Source organism: Amphritea opalescens (assembly GCF_003957515.1).
Taxonomy (GTDB): Bacteria; Pseudomonadota; Gammaproteobacteria; order Pseudomonadales; family Balneatricaceae; genus Amphritea; species Amphritea opalescens.
On sequence record NZ_RQXW01000002.1, the window covers coordinates 106,202 to 123,057 of the forward strand.

10 protein-coding genes are annotated in these 16,856 nt (G+C 50.0%); 7 read left to right on the forward strand and 3 right to left on the reverse strand.

Translation table 11 applies throughout. The features are described 5' to 3' along the window. The first annotated feature begins 35 nt into the window (after nt 1-35). Nucleotides 36-1,655 carry a diguanylate cyclase domain-containing protein gene (locus EH243_RS02680; protein ID WP_206441486.1) on the forward strand — a complete coding sequence of 540 codons (1,620 nt, stop codon included), beginning with the start codon at nt 36-38 and terminating at the stop codon, nt 1,653-1,655. Nucleotides 1,656-1,781: 126 nt separating this feature from the next. On the opposite strand, the gene EH243_RS02685 is transcribed toward EH243_RS02680, so the two are convergent. After that, nucleotides 1,782-3,083, reverse strand: a complete 1,302-nt coding sequence (locus EH243_RS02685) for a hypothetical protein (RefSeq protein ID WP_126157098.1) — start codon at nt 3,081-3,083, stop codon at nt 1,782-1,784. Nucleotides 3,084-3,646: 563 nt separating this feature from the next. Between EH243_RS02685 and EH243_RS02690 the strand changes: the two genes are divergently transcribed. The 5 genes from EH243_RS02690 to EH243_RS02710 all read left to right on the forward strand — a co-directional run bounded on the left by EH243_RS02690 (nt 3,647) and on the right by EH243_RS02710 (nt 12,512). Further along, nucleotides 3,647-6,997: a transglutaminase family protein gene (locus EH243_RS02690; protein WP_126157099.1), complete on the forward strand. Its 3,351-nt coding sequence runs from the start codon at nt 3,647-3,649 to the stop codon at nt 6,995-6,997. Between the two features lie 51 nt (nt 6,998-7,048). Next, the gene (locus EH243_RS02695; RefSeq protein ID WP_126157100.1) at nt 7,049-9,601 is read left to right on the forward strand and encodes a circularly permuted type 2 ATP-grasp protein; all 2,553 of its coding nucleotides are present in this window, start codon (nt 7,049-7,051) and stop codon (nt 9,599-9,601) included. Beyond that, nucleotides 9,598-10,506, forward strand: coding sequence for a transglutaminase family protein (locus EH243_RS02700; RefSeq protein WP_126157101.1), 909 nt, complete (start codon nt 9,598-9,600; stop codon nt 10,504-10,506). Before EH243_RS02695 ends, EH243_RS02700 begins: the two co-directional genes overlap by 4 nt. 81 nt (nt 10,507-10,587) lie before the next feature. Further along, a complete protein-coding gene (locus EH243_RS02705) occupies nt 10,588-11,400 on the forward strand; it encodes a transglutaminase family protein (protein ID WP_126157102.1) in 813 nt (270 codons plus the stop codon). Between the two features lie 194 nt (nt 11,401-11,594). Further along, nucleotides 11,595-12,512 carry a GGDEF domain-containing protein gene (locus EH243_RS02710; protein ID WP_126157103.1) on the forward strand — a complete coding sequence of 306 codons (918 nt, stop codon included), beginning with the start codon at nt 11,595-11,597 and terminating at the stop codon, nt 12,510-12,512. A 30-nt stretch (nt 12,513-12,542) separates the two neighbouring features. Here the strand turns inward: EH243_RS02710 and EH243_RS02715 are convergent, their stop codons facing one another. Together EH243_RS02715 and EH243_RS02720 are read right to left on the reverse strand one after the other, a co-directional pair. Beyond that, complete coding sequence (locus EH243_RS02715; RefSeq protein WP_126157104.1) at nt 12,543-13,238, reverse strand: phosphatase PAP2 family protein; 696 nt, start codon at nt 13,236-13,238, stop codon at nt 12,543-12,545. Beyond that, nucleotides 13,231-14,730, reverse strand: a complete 1,500-nt coding sequence (locus tag EH243_RS02720; protein WP_126157105.1) for a glycosyltransferase family 39 protein — start codon at nt 14,728-14,730, stop codon at nt 13,231-13,233. Before EH243_RS02720 ends, EH243_RS02715 begins: the two co-directional genes overlap by 8 nt. 807 nt (nt 14,731-15,537) lie before the next feature. On the opposite strand from EH243_RS02720, the gene EH243_RS02725 reads away from it, so the two are divergent. Next, nucleotides 15,538-16,776: an EAL and HDOD domain-containing protein gene (locus EH243_RS02725; RefSeq protein ID WP_126157106.1), complete on the forward strand. Its 1,239-nt coding sequence runs from the start codon at nt 15,538-15,540 to the stop codon at nt 16,774-16,776. Nucleotides 16,777-16,856: the final 80 nt, after the last annotated feature.

A 16,856-nucleotide genomic window follows, 5' to 3' on the forward strand; every position in this document is an offset into this window, starting at 1 on the left:
CCTTAAAGGTATCATGATGTCATCTTGAAAAAGGAATGGGGATTATTAAATCTTTTCTTTTTGCGCTTCTTTTCGTTGGCTTGGCTGCCGCTCTTCGGCTGTGGCCGCTGCATGAGCTAGCCCCCGAGTGGGTGTGGCTTACCTTCTATCCTGCGGTATTTGCGGCGGCGTTCTATTTGGGTGCGCAGGCGGGGTGGCTGGCGATCCTTCTGTCCTGTTTGATCGTGACTTTGCTGTTGCCAGTATGGCCGATGCCGTCCTCGATGGGTGCTGGGATCGATCTTGTGGGGGCGGGGCTGTTTGCGTCAATTAGTGGTTTTGTTGTCTACCTTGTTGACCGACTGCGGCATACCCAGCAGGCCCTCAAGCAGTCTGAGCAGGCATTGCAAGCAAGTACCCAGCGGGAAGCCTTTACGCGATCGATCCTTAACGCTATGCCCAGTATGATCGGTTATTGGGATCGTGACTTACGCTGCCGTGAAGCTAATGATGCTTATATGGAGTGGTTTGGCCGTCCGCCCGAGAAGATTATCGGTCTTACGTTCAAGGAGTTGACGGGCGAACAGCTATTTACCCTGAATGAACCTTATATACAGGGAGTGCTCGCTGGCGAGCCGCAACGCTTTGAGCGCACGTTAAGTAAAGCCAACGGCAATGATGGTCATATTATTGGTCACTATATTCCTGACTTCGATGTCGATGGTACGGTCAAGGGGTTTTCTATTCTAGCCAGCGAAGTGACTGTGCTTAAAGAAACCGCGGAGGCGCTTAAGTTAGCGGCGTGTGTGTTTGATAATACCCTCGATGGCGTACTGATTACCGATACCCACGGAGTTATTCTATCGGTCAACCCTGCGTTTACCGAGATAACGGGCTATACCGCCGAAGAAGCGGCTGGGCAGACCCCGCGCATGCTGCAATCAAGCCAGTATGATCAGGCCTTCTATGCGGCTATGTGGCAGGAGATTACCCGCAATAGCCGCTGGAGTGGCGAGATATGGAGTCGTCGTAAAGACGGTGATCTCTACCTAGAGCGTCTGACGATCAGCATGGTGCGTGATGTGGACGGTAAGCCGGTTCGTTATATCTCGGTGTTTAATGATATTACGGCGCTGAGGCGTAAAGATGAACATATCAAGCATTTGGCGTTTCATGATGGTTTGACGGACCTGCCCAATCGTACTCTGTTGATGGATCGCATCAGCCAAAAGCTGGTCAGCGTCCAACGTGAAGAGTGCCATGTGGCGCTGATGTTTCTCGACCTCGATGGCTTTAAACCGGTTAATGACCGTTTTGGCCATAATGTCGGCGACTATCTGTTAAAAGAGGTGGCGAAGAGGCTTCTCGCCCTGGTACGTGAATCAGACACCGTCGCCCGAGTGGGTGGAGATGAGTTTATATTTATTCTGAATAATCCAGAAGGTCGAGATGAGATCAACGAGATCGCTCATCGGGTGATAAGCTCGATCAATGAGCCTATCGACGTCTGCGGTGAGGTGCTGCATATCGGCGCATCAGTGGGTATTTCTCAATATCCAGCGGATGGGCATACGTCGACAGAGCTTATTAAAAATGCCGATACGGCGATGTATGAAGCCAAGCGTCGAGGACGAAACAATGTGCGTTTCTTCTCATCTGATGGCGACAGCCGTTAAGGTTGCTCTCGCTTAAGCGCTGTTATGTCAGCCTCTAAAAGCAGCCGCTACTATCCCTTCGTTTTCATTGATCATTTTGTTGTCCGGCTATGGGAGCGCGCCTGACTTAATTCAGAAAAGGTCTTATTACTGTTCCGTTATACCGGCATAGAGCCAAATCACCGCAAAGCCAACGGTGAGCATCGTCGGGCCGTAGTACCGGTTGAATTTCATGAGGGTGAGAGCAGATAAGCCATAACGAGACTGCAAGCTGAGCTGAACACCGGAAAAAGGCGATAAGCCAACGCCGATCGACCAGCTCAGTAGTAGGGTGATACCCAGTAGGTTCGGGTCGCTAACGCTAGGCATCAAGATGCTGCCCGCCAGTACTGCAGTAGTGACGGGGTGCATGCCGATCAAGGCTAACCCCACCAAGGCGAGTAGTGTTAGGCAAGCTTCTGGCGCGGTGAAATGTTCCGGTGCTAAACGTATCTGTAGTGACTCTAATAGGGCAGCGACGCCCGCGGCCATGACGGCGGCGGCAAGAAAGAGAGTGACTTCGCTGCCCAGTTTTGGCAGTCCTTCATCTACATGAAGCTTGAGCAAGTTAATGCTGTTCATACCCTGCTTGATGGATAGATAGACTAAGACGAACAGGATGGCGATCAGGGTGACTAATGTCATGACCGATAGCTCGGGCCAACGCCAATGGGCAGCCATCACGAGAACCGCTAGCAGTAGCGGCATCCATAACGCCTTAAAGTGCATCGGGTAGCCCTGAGCATGCGAAGTGTCGGGATGACATGCGATCTGCCAGCTACTCAATAATAAGCCGATCAGCGCGGTTGGCAGACCATAGAGCATCAGCGTGCCCAGTTGCGCCCCAGGGGCACTGATCAAGACGACCCCCATTGATGCAAAGAAGGGTGACCAGATAGCGCAGTTACTGAATGCCCGTAACAGTGTGAGTCCCTGTATGGGGGTTAACGGCTGGCGGGCACTGAGTCGATCACCAACAATCATTACCGACGACATATTAATAACAGCAGCAATGAGATGGCTGCCGAAGAGCGTATTGAGCAGCGCCTTCCGCCCTGTGGGTAGCTGCTCGTCACAGCGAATGTTGTTTGCGGCCACAATACGCAGAAAGCTGACGCCGATCAGCATCGCAACCACCAACTGATTGGCTTCGATCGCTTTGAATAGATAGCGTGTATCGGCACCGTTAAGCAGGCCGAAAGTCAGGCCGATCACACCTACGGATAGGAGTATGACGCTCTGAATGAGTTGGTTAGGTTTCTGGTGGCGCAATAGTAAGGCTGCGGCGGCCCAAGCGGGAATGCCTGCGATATAGCCGGGAATGATCTGGGTGAGTGCGGACAGGAGAGCCAGTAGCAGCATGAGCAGCAGTATCCAGCCGGTGATGGCGGTTGGTGAGGATTGATTCATTGGTTGTCCATGCTGCTGAAAGTGCCGAGGGGCCGATCATACCGCTTAGTGACGGGGTAAATAAAGTTCTGTTTGTGGGCGCGAATGATCTGTGGCGGCGGATGAACTCAGGGTTTCAATGTACCGGCAGTAACAATGTGGTGCGAGGGACTGCGCAGTTTTGAGCGTTTTATCCTGAGTATCTTATCTAAATAGCTGTCTCTGGCCTGTTTATTGCTCTACCTTACAGACAGGATAAATGATGGCTGGTTATGCCCTGATGCAGTGCGCAGCTGTTGAGTTGAGTTGTTTTTATAGCGGCAGTGGTAATTATTCGCTCTGTGATGGTGCGTAGCTGGCTAGATTCAACTATTTTTACAGTAGTAACGTAAAACGCTACTTTTGATTACTTGCTTATCGAGTGTCAAAGGCAGCACTATGATGTAAATCATTATCGTTTGTCACACTCAACGGTAATGATAGGCTTTTAGGCTGCCACCGCTTAGTCGGCAGTTGCTGAATTCAGCGCTATGTATATTTTGTTTTTTCAGAATTAGGTTTCATATCGATCTACGGGGTACCGAATGGCTATACGAACCGCAATCCACCATATTACTGAATATCGCTTCGACAAAGCGGTCGAAATGTCTCCCCACACGATTAGGTTACGGCCGGCGGCGCACAGCCGTACGCCGATTAAGGCCTATTCGTTGAAAGTGAGCCCAGAAAATCACTTCATTAATTGGCAGCAGGATCCATTTGGTAATTTCCTTGCGCGTATCGTCTTTCCGGAGAAGAGCGATCATCTGCGGGTAGAAGTCGAAGTTATCGCCGATATGACGGTTATTAACCCGTTTGATTTCTTTCTCGAAGAGTATGCGGAAAAATTTCCCTTCAAATACGAGAAAGAGCTGCATTCAGAACTGAAACCCTATCTTGAGATCGCCGATCACGGACCTTTGATTCGTGAGTGGGTGCGTTCTGTGCCCCGTGAACCGATGCCGATGAATGATTTCTTGGTCTATCTGAATCAGCGGTTAGAGCAAGATATTGATTACAATATTCGTATGGAGCCTGGCGTTCAAAGTGGTGAAGAAACCCTTCAACTGAAGCGCGGTTCCTGTCGTGATACCGCTTGGTTGCTGGTGCAAATTCTGCGTCATTTAGGCTTGGCCGCGCGTTTCGCTTCCGGTTATCTGGTACAGCTGGTGGCCGATGTTAAAGCCTTGGATGGGCCTTCGGGCACCGAGACCGACTTCACTGACTTGCATGCTTGGTGTGAGGTCTTTATCCCCGGCGCGGGCTGGATTGGACTCGACCCAACCTCGGGCTTATTTGCCGGTGAAGGGCATATTCCGTTGGCCTGTACCCCATCGCCACGTTCGGCTGCACCCATCGCGGGGGGGATCGATCCTTGCGAGGTTGAATTTTCATACAGTAATGAAGTCGTCCGGATTCATGAAGATCCGCGCGTGACTAAACCATATACCGAGGAGCAGTGGGCCTATATTGAAGCCCTTGGTGAGGCGGTTGATCAAACATTGATCGAACAGGATGTCCGTTTGACCATGGGCGGTGAGCCGACCTTCGTGTCGATTGATGATATGGATGGCGCTCAATGGAATACGGAAGCGCTAGGCGATGAGAAGCTGAGCTTAGCGAAAGATCTACTGTTCCGCTTGCGGGAAAAATTTGCCCCCGGTGGGCTGCTGCATTACGGCCAAGGTAAGTGGTATCCCGGAGAAGAGGTGCCTCGTTGGGCCTTGGGTTGTTTCTGGCGTAATGATGGGCAGCCGCTGTGGCGTGAGCCTAAATTGCTGGCGCGGGTTGATAAAGATTATGGCGTCACGCGTAAAATCGCGAAAAAGTTTGCCAAGAGTTTAGCTAAAAAAGCCGGATTGCCCACTTCGCGGGTCATACCTGCTTATGAAGATACGCTTTATTATCTGTGGAAAGAGCAGAGCCTGCCGGATAATGTTGATCCACTGAAGGCTGATTTGAAAGATGACTTGGAGCGCAAGAAACTAGCGCAACTGTTGTCGCAAGGTTTAGAGAAGCCGGTTGGTTTCTGTCTGCCATTAGGTTGGGATTATGGTGAGCAACATTGGCGCTCTAGCCCTTGGCCTCTGCGTCGGGATACGCTTACGCTGATCCCCGGTGATTCACCGATTGGTTTGCGTTTGCCGCTTGATTCGTTACCGCTGGTCGCCGATGAAGCATTACATCGTGATCAGGGGCGTGATCCATTAGCACCGGCCGGTGAGCTGCCTGAAGCGGGTGCGAGTGCTGCTCTGTCAGCTGCTGATGCCGCCGACGCTGAGCCTGTGGATAAAGTTACACAGCCGGTAGAAGTGGTACGCACCACGCTCTGTATTGAACCTCGTAATGGTTGTTTATATCTCTTCCTGCCTCCGTTGGAGCATTTAGAGCATTATGTTGCGCTGATCGAGCTGATTGAAGATACCGCGGCCGAGATGGATCTGCCGGTCGTCATTGAAGGCTATGAAGCGCCGAAAGATGATCGCTTACGTTGCTTCAAAGTAACCCCAGACCCCGGTGTTATTGAGGTGAATATTCACCCGTCGGATAACTGGCGTGATCTTTCCGATAATACGCAGATGTTGTATGAAGAGGCGCGTTTATCTCGACTTGGCGCTGAGAAGTTCATGCTCGACGGCCGACATACCGGCACCGGCGGTGGTAACCATATCACCTTGGGTGCGGCGACGGCTGCCGATAGCCCGTTCCTACGCCGTCCCGATCTACTGCGCAGTTTTGTTACCTTTTGGCAGCACCATCCGGGGCTTTCATACCTATTCTCCGGCATGTTTATCGGCCCTACGAGCCAAGCACCCCGTGTGGATGAAGGCCGTGAAGAGATGTTGTATGAACTGGAAACCGCGTTTGATCTGATGCCCGATGGTATTGTGGATCAGCCGTGGTTGATCGATCGACTGATGCGTAACCTGTTGGTCGATATTACCGGTAATACTCACCGTTCAGAGTTCTGTATCGATAAGCTTTATTCGCCGGGACTATCCTCTGGTCGACAGGGCTTATTAGAGTTCCGTGGTTTTGAGATGCCGCCTCATCCTCAGATGGCATTGGTGCAAGCGTTGCTCATCCGTTGTTTGATGGCGCGTTTCTGGCAGGAACCCTATAAGAAACCGTTGGTGCGTTGGGGTACTGAACTGCATGATCGCTTTATGATGCCACACTATGTTTGGGCGGATATTCGTGAAGTGGTTAAGGATCTGCAAGAGCATGGGATTCCTTTCCAGCAGGCGTGGTTGGCACCGTTTGAAGAGTTCCGTTTCCCCCATTATGGCAGCGTGAACATTGATGATGTGCGGATCGAGTTACGCTGGGCGATCGAGCCTTGGCACGTGTTGGGCGAAGAAGTGGGTAGTTTCGGTACCGCGCGGTTTGTCGACTCATCGGTTGAACGTCTACAGGTTAAAGTCGAAGGGTTAACGCCGGATCGTTATGTGCTGTCCTGTAATGGCCGTCGCTTACCTCTGCGATCGACTGGACGTCAGGGTGAATTCGTGGCGGCGGTGCGTTATAAAGCTTGGGCGCCGCAGTCGGCATTGCATCCGACCATTGGCGTGCATTCACCCCTAATCTTCGATCTGATCGATACCTGGAATGGGCAGACCATTGGTGGCTGTAGCTATCATGTGGTGCATCCTGGTGGCCGTAGCTATGAAACCTTCCCGGTGAATGCGTTTGAGGCTGAATCTCGCCGAATTAATCGTTTTGGTAATACGGAGCATACACCGACCCTCGATACGAAGATGCAAATGCCTGAATTCAATGGGTTACGTGAGTTCTTCGTCAATCATGCGCCACCACGGCCGATGGCACCACCGGAGGAGCGACCTACAAATGAGTATCCACATACACTTGATCTACGTAGACAGATGGAAACCTAGTCCAGTCGTGGCATACTATGCGGCCTGAAATAACGTTGGTGTAGATACTTAATGGAAACGCGAGCCGAAGAAAGCCCTGAGGGGCTGCACTATAAAGCCGCCGGCTCTGGGTACGATGAGGTCTATGGCAGCGAATCTGAGATTCAGCCGCATTGGCAGTATCTGCTTGATGGACTAAAAACCTTGGGTGCCCCAGGGATTTCTGAGCGTCAGCAAAAGGCCGAACGTATCTTGCGCGACGATGGCGCCACTTATAATAGTGGCTTCCCATCGAGTGCCACGTGGCAGCTTGACCCTGTTCCTGCGCTGATTGCCAGCGAAGAGTGGGCTAGCATTGAATCCGGTCTACAGGAACGCGCTGAGCTATTGGATCTCGTCTTAAAGGATCTGTATGGCAACCGTGAACTCATACGTCATGGTGTATTACCGCCGGAGCTGATCTTCAGTCACGGCGGTTTTTTGCGTGCGTGTGATGGCCTGTCGTTACCCGGTGAACATCAATTGGTGATGCATGCGACCGATATGGTGCGTGATCATACGGGCAAGATGCTGGTGATTGGTGATCGAACGCAAGCGCCGAGTGGTGCGGGTTATGCGTTGGAAAACCGCACGGTGATGTCACGGGTGCTGCCATCGTTATTTCGTGATAGTCATGTACACCGTTTATCCATATTTTTTCAGTCATTACGGCTAAAGCTCAGCAGCTTAGCCAGTCAGATTACGCAAGAACAACCGCGGATTGTGATTCTAACCCCCGGTTCTTATAACGAAACTTATTTCGAACACACCTATTTAGCGAATTATCTTGGCTTTCCCTTGGTTCAGGGGAGTGACCTGCGGGTGAGTAAAGGTTACCTGTGGATGAAATCCTTAGGTGGCTTAGAGCGGGTCGATGTGGTGTTACGCCGTGTGGATGATTTTTACTGTGACCCGGTTGAACTCAAGAGCGATTCTCGCCTTGGTGTGCCCGGTTTACTGGAAGTGGTTCGCTCTGGTCGCGTGATCGTTGCTAACCCCATGGGGTCGGGTTTCTTAGAGAATCCTGCGTTATTACGTTATCTACCGCAGATCGCTAATCACTTCTTAGGCCGTGAAGCACAGCTATCATCGGTTAAAACCTATTGGTGTGGTGATCCTCAGGATCTGACCTATGTGATTGAGCATATTGACCAGTTGGTGATTAAACAGTGCTTTCGTCGACCCTCGGAACACAGTATTTTTGGTTCTGAGCTAGATGAACCTAAACGCTTGGCACTGATTGAAAAGATACGTCAGGAGCCTTTATCTTTTACAGCACAGGAATATGTCCGCCCATCGACGACCCCGTCGTGGAAAAACAACCAGTTGCTACCGCGACCATCGATACTGCGAGGTTTCTCTGTCGCGATGGACTCATCCTACCATGTGATGCCCGGTGGGCTGACGCGGGTGGGTAGTCAGTCGAAAAGCCTTAATCTGAGTAACCTTCGAGGCGCGACCAGTAAAGATACCTGGATCTTGGCCTCTGAGCCTGAAAGACAGATTTCGTTACATGAGTCGCAGCCTTTGCCGATGCCGACTCCTGCGCAACCGCGGATTGCCTTCCCTTGTCGGGTGGTCGAAAATTTATATTGGTTAGGACGTTATGCGGTGCGTGCTGAGGCGGCACTGCGGCTGTTGCGGACGGTGTTCGTACAGATCAACAGTACTTACCATATGCCGAAAGAGACCGAGCAGGTGTTATTGCAAACGGTGACACAGCTGACCACGACCTATCCGGGCTTTACGTTGTCAGGATCGCCTAAATCGGCGCAGCCTGAGGCTGAGTTGTTATCGGTGGTACTCGATGGCAAACGTTCAGGTAGTGTCACGGCAAACTTGAACTCACTGTTGGAGTGTTCCGATCAGGTGCGTGAGATGCTGTCGGCGGATACTCAGCGGGTCATCAATGATCTGCGAGATGAGCTCGGCGGGTTGGCCGAATCCCTGAAACAGGGTCTCACCGCCGCCCCAGAAGAAGCGCTCGACCCCTTGGTGACCACATTGTTAGCACTGTCGGGTCTCTGGCAGGAGAGCATGGTACGTGGGCTCGGCTGGCGCTTTATTGATATGGGCCTTCGGGTTGAGAAAGCGCTGCAGGCGGTCTCCTTGATTCGGGCTTCATTAGTGCCTGTGCTACCTAAGTATCAGCAACAGCAGGTATTGGAATCGGTGTTGTTGAGTTCTGAGGTGCTGATCACCTTCCGCCGCCGAGACCGTTCCGGCAGTGATATGGCTCAAGGGTTGCAGCTGTTGTTGTCGGATAGTAGTAACCCCCGTTCAGTGTTCTATCAGGTTGATCAATTACGTAAACATCTGGCCGAGCTGCCTTCGGCAACTAATGGTTCAGGGTTGGCGGATGAAGACAGGTATATGTTGGAGGCCTCTTCGGCGATTCAGCTGTGTCAGTTGGAAGAGCTGGTGGTCGAAGATGAAGATGCCGGTACCCGTGTAGAGCTTGATCAGTTATTGTCTCGCTTGCAGCATCTACTACATGAAACCTCGAATCAAATTAGTACAAAATACTTTGATCAGATCAAGGTGCATCAACAGTTGGTACGTACCGATTGGGATGAAGAGCTATGAACTACCGTATTCGACATATCACCCACTATGAATATGAGAAGCCGGTAACGCTGTGCTATAACAGAGCTTACCTGCTACCCCGTAATACCGACTATCAAAGCTGTACGGATAGCAAAATAGAGATCTATCCTGCACATACGCTAGGCCAGCAACGGATCGATTACTTTGGCAATAAGGCTTACTTCTTTTCCTTAGAGCAGCCTCATAAAGAACTGAAAATTGACGTTGTGAGCGATATTCATGTTCATGATAGTAAATATGGCCATGAATGTGAGCTAGATCTGGATATTGGTAATACCTGTGGTCAGGCATTGGTGGCGCTGCAGCAGAGTCGTGAATTGCCTGTGTTAGAGGCGCGCGAGTTTGTGTTGAACTCGCCGATGATTAAAGCGGCGGTTTCTCTACGAGAATATGCACGCCCCTCTTTTGGCAGTAATCGACCCTTACTATCCGCCGTGCGGGAACTGACAGATCGGATCTATACGGATTTTACCTATGATCCTGAGTCGACCAGCATCGCAACGCCTCTCGATGAGGTGTTACGTAATAAGCGTGGTGTGTGTCAGGACTTTGCTCATTTAGCGATCGGCTGCCTGCGGTCATTAGGCTTTCCTGCACGATATGTCAGTGGTTACCTGGAAACTCTGCCACCACCAGGGCAGGAGAAATTGGTAGGTAGTGATGCCTCCCATGCTTGGTTTGCGGTTTTTTCACCCGGAGAAGGCTGGTTTGAGTTTGACCCGACCAACAATAATATGCCCGCTGAGCATCACATTACTACGGCTTGGGGGCGCGATTACGGTGACGTATCGCCGTTGAAAGGGGTCTTCTTTGATGGCGGTAAAGGTCAGAAATTAAGTGTGTCCGTCGATGTTAGTCGGCTGCCTGCTTCGGAAAAAGAGTGAATTATCGCACCTCGAAACGCGAGTTTCTGAGGTGTGATCAATCAATGAAGGTTTCGCTAATACAACCGCAAGGATGAACATATGTGGTTACAAACGAGCTGTGATCTTGTCTTTGATATCTCGGTGCCAACACCCTTCGTATTGATGTTGCGTCCTCGTAGTGGCGCGCTGCAATGGGTTGCCCGCGAAGAGTATAAAATTGATCCGAGTGTGCCGGTATTTGAGTTTACCGATAACTACGGCAACCTGTGCCAACGCCTCGTTGCTCCTGAGGGGCATTTTTCGATTCATACCTCATCACGGGTCATGATTGCCGATATTCTCGATCGAGCACCGGGAGCGCCCTTTGTTGAGGTGCAGATGCTACCGGGTGAAGTCCTCGGCTTTCTCCTACCCAGCCGCTACTGTGAATCCGACCGATTTGGCCACATGGCAAATCAGATAACGGAGGATTGCTTACCCGGCTATGACCAGGTGGCCGCCATTGAAGCTTGGTTACGGAATACGTTTCGTTATGAGCCGGGTGTGAGTGATCTGTTACTGTCTGCTCAAGAGGTTAATCAACAACCTTCAGGGGTTTGCCGCGATTTCGCACATCTGGGTATCGCGCTTTGTCGTAGCCTGTGTATTCCCGCGCGGATGGTGGTCGGTTATCTACATAATCTACAACCCATGGATCTACATGCTTGGTTTGAGGCTTATGTCGGTGGTCGCTGGTATACCTTCGATGCCACTCAATATGATCTATTCGACACTTACCGCAAAGGCGGCTATGTCACCCTTGGCTATGGCCGAGATGCAGCCGATGTGGCGATCTTTAACCAGTATGGCCCTGCTGTTATCCCCATTGAACAACGAGTTAGCGTAGAGCGCCTCAATACCGAAGCGGATTAATTGTAGGCCGTTTGATGGACTCCGTCCGTCGATACCGGACAGTTAAAACGCTTCAGGTAATCTCCTTTTGGTTGCTCTAAGGCAACATTTGATCTGTTTTACCTATTAGGTTCGCTCTCGGTGATACTCGGCCTCGTTATGCTGGCAGTTAAGATCTATGCTTTATGTGAAGATGTTTTATCAGAGAGCAGATAATGAAAGCGCTTGAGAGACTTCACCTAAAAGAACTGCTAGATCAGTTACCCGATCCCGCCTTTGTGATGACCCGAAGTGGCGTTTATGCGGCGATCTTTGGTGGTCGGGATACACGTTATTATCATGATGGCCGAGATCTGATCGGTAAGCGTATCAGCGATGTGTTAGTCCCCGCAAAAGCGAACTGGTTTCTTAAAGAGATCGCAGCTGTACTGAATCGTCGAAAGATGCATGTGGTTGAATATGAGCTGTCTAATCGCGATATTATGGGGTTGGAGGACGTTGATGGGCCGGCTGAGACCCTTTGGTTTGAAGGGCGAGTGAGTGCGTTGAGCTTTCAGGTGAACGATGAAGACGCTGTGCTTTGGGTTGCGACTAATCGTACGGCTAACCATCGACTGCAGGAACAGTTGCGTGAGTTGAGTATGACCGACCCGTTAACCCAACTACCTAATCGTCGGCAGTTGAATCAATTGTTGACGGAGTACCTCGACCGAACTAAACGCTACGGTGAGGTCGTCACTGTTTTGATGTGGGATATCGATCGGTTTAAACGGGTGAATGATACCTTTGGGCATGAGAAAGGTGACGAGGTGTTGGTCGCGATGGCAACGTTATGTCGGCAACACCTACGGCGCACCGATTGGCTTATCCGCCTCGGCGGCGATGAGTTTGTTGCTTTGATGCCCTACACCGGAGCAAGACAGGCGACCTTGTTTTACGAACGGTTTCGTACGGAAGTGAGTCACTTGGTCGGCAGTTTGAATATCGAAGGATTGGGTGTGGGTATTACCGCCGGCATCAGTCTTATTCATCAGGATGACGAAACGATCCATGATGTACTGAAGCGGGCGGATCAGGCTCTATATCAGGCAAAGGATCTTGGCCGTAACCAGTTGGCCGCCAATGGCGTTTGATATCCTACACCTGATCAAACCTTTATGCTCTTAACTGGATTTATCATCGAGAGGGTGTTTAAAGCCAAATAGCACGGCTAGCCCCCAAATAGTGAAGTAAACCGCCCAGAAGGCAAAGATGACGTCACTGAGGAAGTGGCCTCCTTGGACAATACGGGTAAAGCCCAGCACAACCCCCACCAAACACCCGCCCCAGAACGCTCGCCGTGATGTGAATAGCCAGCCGAGAATCATAAAGTAGAATCCCATCGCGGCGTGGCCGCTGACAAATGAGCAGTTTTTACTGCATGCACCGGAATAGACAAAAGCGGGGGTGAATGTTTGATGACCACCAAAATTATCGACCTGTGCCGGACGTGCTCGACCGATTGAGTTATTTTTTAAGACCGTGTTGACCAGCAAGCCGGGGCCTAAAATAAGGGCGATCAATAAAAAGGTGATAGTCCACTTTTTATAGTGTTTGAAGTTTAGCTTTTTAAATTTGATCAGCAATCCCGCGACGATAAGCCCCAGTAGCACGGGGATCTGAATGTAGGCAAACAGTCGATAAAAGAATTGAATCAGTAGTTGGTTCTTATAGATAAAGCTTTGGCTTGGCGCATCGTAGAAAAGACCTGCCACAAATAGATCGATCTGAGGAAAACACATAAAGACCGCCACACAGATCAGAAAGAGGATGAGTGCGCGGAAACCTTTCAGCCGTGTGAATAACGAGGTATTACTCATGATCTTGTTGTCCTGGGATGCCTTTGAAGTCACTGACTTTGTATAGTCGTGCGGTACGGGTAAAGTTGCTATAAAGAGGATAGCTCTGTTCGGTCAGCAGGGTTACATCACTGAAATAACGGTGCAGTTTTGCCTCCATATCGTGCTCACTGACAAATAGGAATTTCTTAGCTGTACTCTTTGATAACGGGTATTGAAGTTCATAGTGATCCTCAATATGAGCATTTTCGCTCAGCGCGACCCCTTTAAAATCCTGTGGACTGATGTAATAGCCAAAATAGGCCAGCATTTTACGGGAATCACTCGCCAGTTTGTAATCTGGATATTGGTCAAACCAAGGCTGAAACTGATGCACAAACTGGGGCCAGCCAAGCAATCGTTTATAAGGGTCCGTTCCCTCTTTTCGTTCGATGCCTAGGGCGTCGGTGACGGCCGCGTAATGATAGAAGGATACGGAGAATAACAAATTAACCAGTAACCCCGTCAGCAATAAGCGGTAGCCTTTGACTTGGCTGAGGTAATAGCCGGTCAGTAGTGTCGCGCCAATATAGGCAGGCCCAGCCCAGTTGACGTTAGCCCGCGCCATAAACGCTTGTACCGAGAGCACCACAAAGGTGGGCCAAAACAGGCTCCAAAGCAGTTTTTCGGTTTCGCTACGGGGCTTGCGACTTAGGCCTCTGACGATCATATAGATGAGGAAGACGGGGCCGAAAACCAGTAGCTGTCCTAGCCAAAACTCCACTAAGCGGCTGAAGCTCAAAGAGCTGCTATTCTGATGAGAGATCTCGGCGGTATGCTGAAAGCTGATGAAGTCGTGTTGATAATTCCAGTACAGGTTGGGTAAGAGAAAGCTGAGCGCTAACAGGCAGGTGAACCAAAATCGAGGGTTGAGTAATAACTGTCGTCCGATGGGACTGAGGACAGCATATAGCAGAAAAGTGCTGGGCAAGATGATAAAGGTATATTTAGAGAGCAGGCCTAGGCCGCCAGCGACACCGGCTAACAGCCACCAATAGCCGCTATTGGTCTCTTTTGCCTGTATAAAAGCATAAAAGCATAGGCACCAAAAAAAGATAAGTGGTGCGTCGGTGGTGATAAAGAGGCTGTTAAACCCAATCAACGGCATCAACAGGAAGATTGCCCCGCTAATAAGCGCTGCTCGGCTGTTAGCAAGGTGTTCGGCGGTTCGGTAGATAATGATAGCGGCACCGCTGTAGAGCAGTGGTGATGCTAGTTTGACGGCCCACTCCGCATTGCCAAAAATCGCCGTGGTGAGTGCGATGAGCCAACCGACCATCGGTGGTTTGGAATAGTAGCCCCAATCAGGTGTTTGGGCCCAGCTGAGATAATAGGCTTCATCATAGAATAGGGTTATCGGTGAACTGATAACGATCCATTCGCGATAGAAAAATAACAGGATTAGCAGCGCTAGAAACCACCGGAAGGGGTGGGCAATCAGTGGCGATGATGAATCGGAAGGTACAGGAGACATTCTTTATTCCGGACTGATGGATTATATGTCCGGCAATCGGCCGGTGTTAGGTTGGGGCTAAGTTTAACAGAGCCCCCTAGGCAAAGAAATGTTCGGATTTTGTTTTGCGATGGTGAGTCGAGCACCAGGGGCTTGAGGTTGTACGCAATCGTAGATAGATGGTTACAAGTGTCTTAAATATCGCGCTTAGTTGTTGCCACTCGTGGGTAGCGGCTTAGGCAGATTGTGCACTGCCTGCTTCGAGGTCTTCCTTGTCGACAACGTTCCACTGGTGGGGTACATGGGTTAAACGGAGCACGTTCTGGCAGTTGTTGCATTCAAAGAGTGTGTCGTTGTAAATATGATTTCTTTCGACGAGGTGTTGATGTGCGGATGTGCGTCCGGTTTGCAATAGGACAAAGCAGTCACTGCAAAGATTGAGTTTTTCCATTGACGAATAACCTCCCTGTATTCAAACAAATGTTTTTGCATTGTATCTGACGTGGCCATAAAGTTAAATCGTCTGGTTATAAATTTAGGGGAGGGCAGCAAGGTGGTCGGCACGCTTTTTGTCGCCGAACGATCTGTTTCATCTGGGTTCGCTCCTCAGCATTGGAACAGGCCATAATCACAGGAGTGTTTGAAACCGATGGCTTTGCTGTTAAGTATTGGCCGTTAATCACGTTTTTGATGCTTAAACTGGGAGATCAATGGCATACTCTCTAACGTTTAACATGCTATAAACAGAGGATAGTTTTTTTCTCCGGTATCTCTTACCGAAGGCAAGGTTAGGTTATACTGGATGAAGATCTGAGCAGGGGATAAGTTGTGAGTATTGCGTTAGATGAAGATGTATTAGCTGACGGTTCCGTTCTGTTAGCGCGTCAGCCTATTTTCAATAAAAGTCAGGATGTGCAGGCTTACAGTCTGTTGTATCGGTCTGATAACGGCACGATGCCATTAGAGTTTTCGGATGAGCAAGCCACCGCTTCCGTTATTCTCAATAACTATGCGGTCGCTTCGAGCGGTGGTAAAACTAAACGGTTACCTCTGTTCGTTAAGTTGACGCAGAGTATGCTGTTGTCGGACATGCTGCCGAACCTTCCTCACGATAGCGTTGTCTTCGAGTTGCTGCGCGAAGATGGTATTTCTAAAGAGTTATTAGCTGTTTTACGGGCTCGTAAAGAGCAGGGTTATAAATTTGCCCTGACGCACTATACCGGCGATAAAGCACAGACTCCTTTGTTAGATCTGATGTATGTGGTCAAGATCGACCTTCAACGTCACGATGATGCCGAGCTAAAACAGTTAGTCTCTTTTTGTAAACCGTATCGTGTACATCTATTGGCTGACAAAGTTGAGAGCCAAGAAGACTTTAGACGAGCGATCGGTGCTGGTTTTCATCTGTTTCAGGGGTATTTTCTCTGCCGTCCCGTGTCTATTAAAGGGAAAAGTTTTGGTAGTTCAAAGATCCTTATCCTAGAGCTATTATCAGAGCTGAATAACCCTGCAGCTACCGCTGATTCGGTCGAACAGATTGTTATTAATGATCCCGCACTGACCTATAAAATCCTAAGGCTGGTGAATTCTGCCGCCTTTAGTACGCCGAAGCAGATTGAATCGATCTCCCATGCGATCTCCTTGATCGGTATGGATCAGGTGAAGAAGTGGGCAACGCTGTTTTTACTCAGTGGGCAATCGGATAAGCCGGTGGAGCTTACGCGGGTAATGCTGATTCGTGGACGAATGTGTGAACTGCTGGCAGAGATGCTGAGTTATCCACAGACGATTAACTTCTTTATGGTTGGTTTGCTGTCGCAATTGGATGCCATGATGGATACTGAAATGAAGGTGCTGCTGGATCAGATTCCGTTAAATGATTCAATTAAGGATGCGATCATGTCCCATATTAATCAGAAAGGTGAGATCCTCACGGAAGTACAGCACTACGAACGGGGCGAGTGGGATCAGATGCGTAACCTCCTTGATAAGCCGTTTTATGAAGTGGCTTACCGTCACAGTTTACAGTGGGCTGATCAGGTATTAGCGTCGTTGCAGGAGCCTTAGTCGACCTCCGGTCAGATCATTAGTTAATGCGCAACGCACGGTACGACCGTGCGTTTTTGGTTTTGGTGGCTAGCGGCACC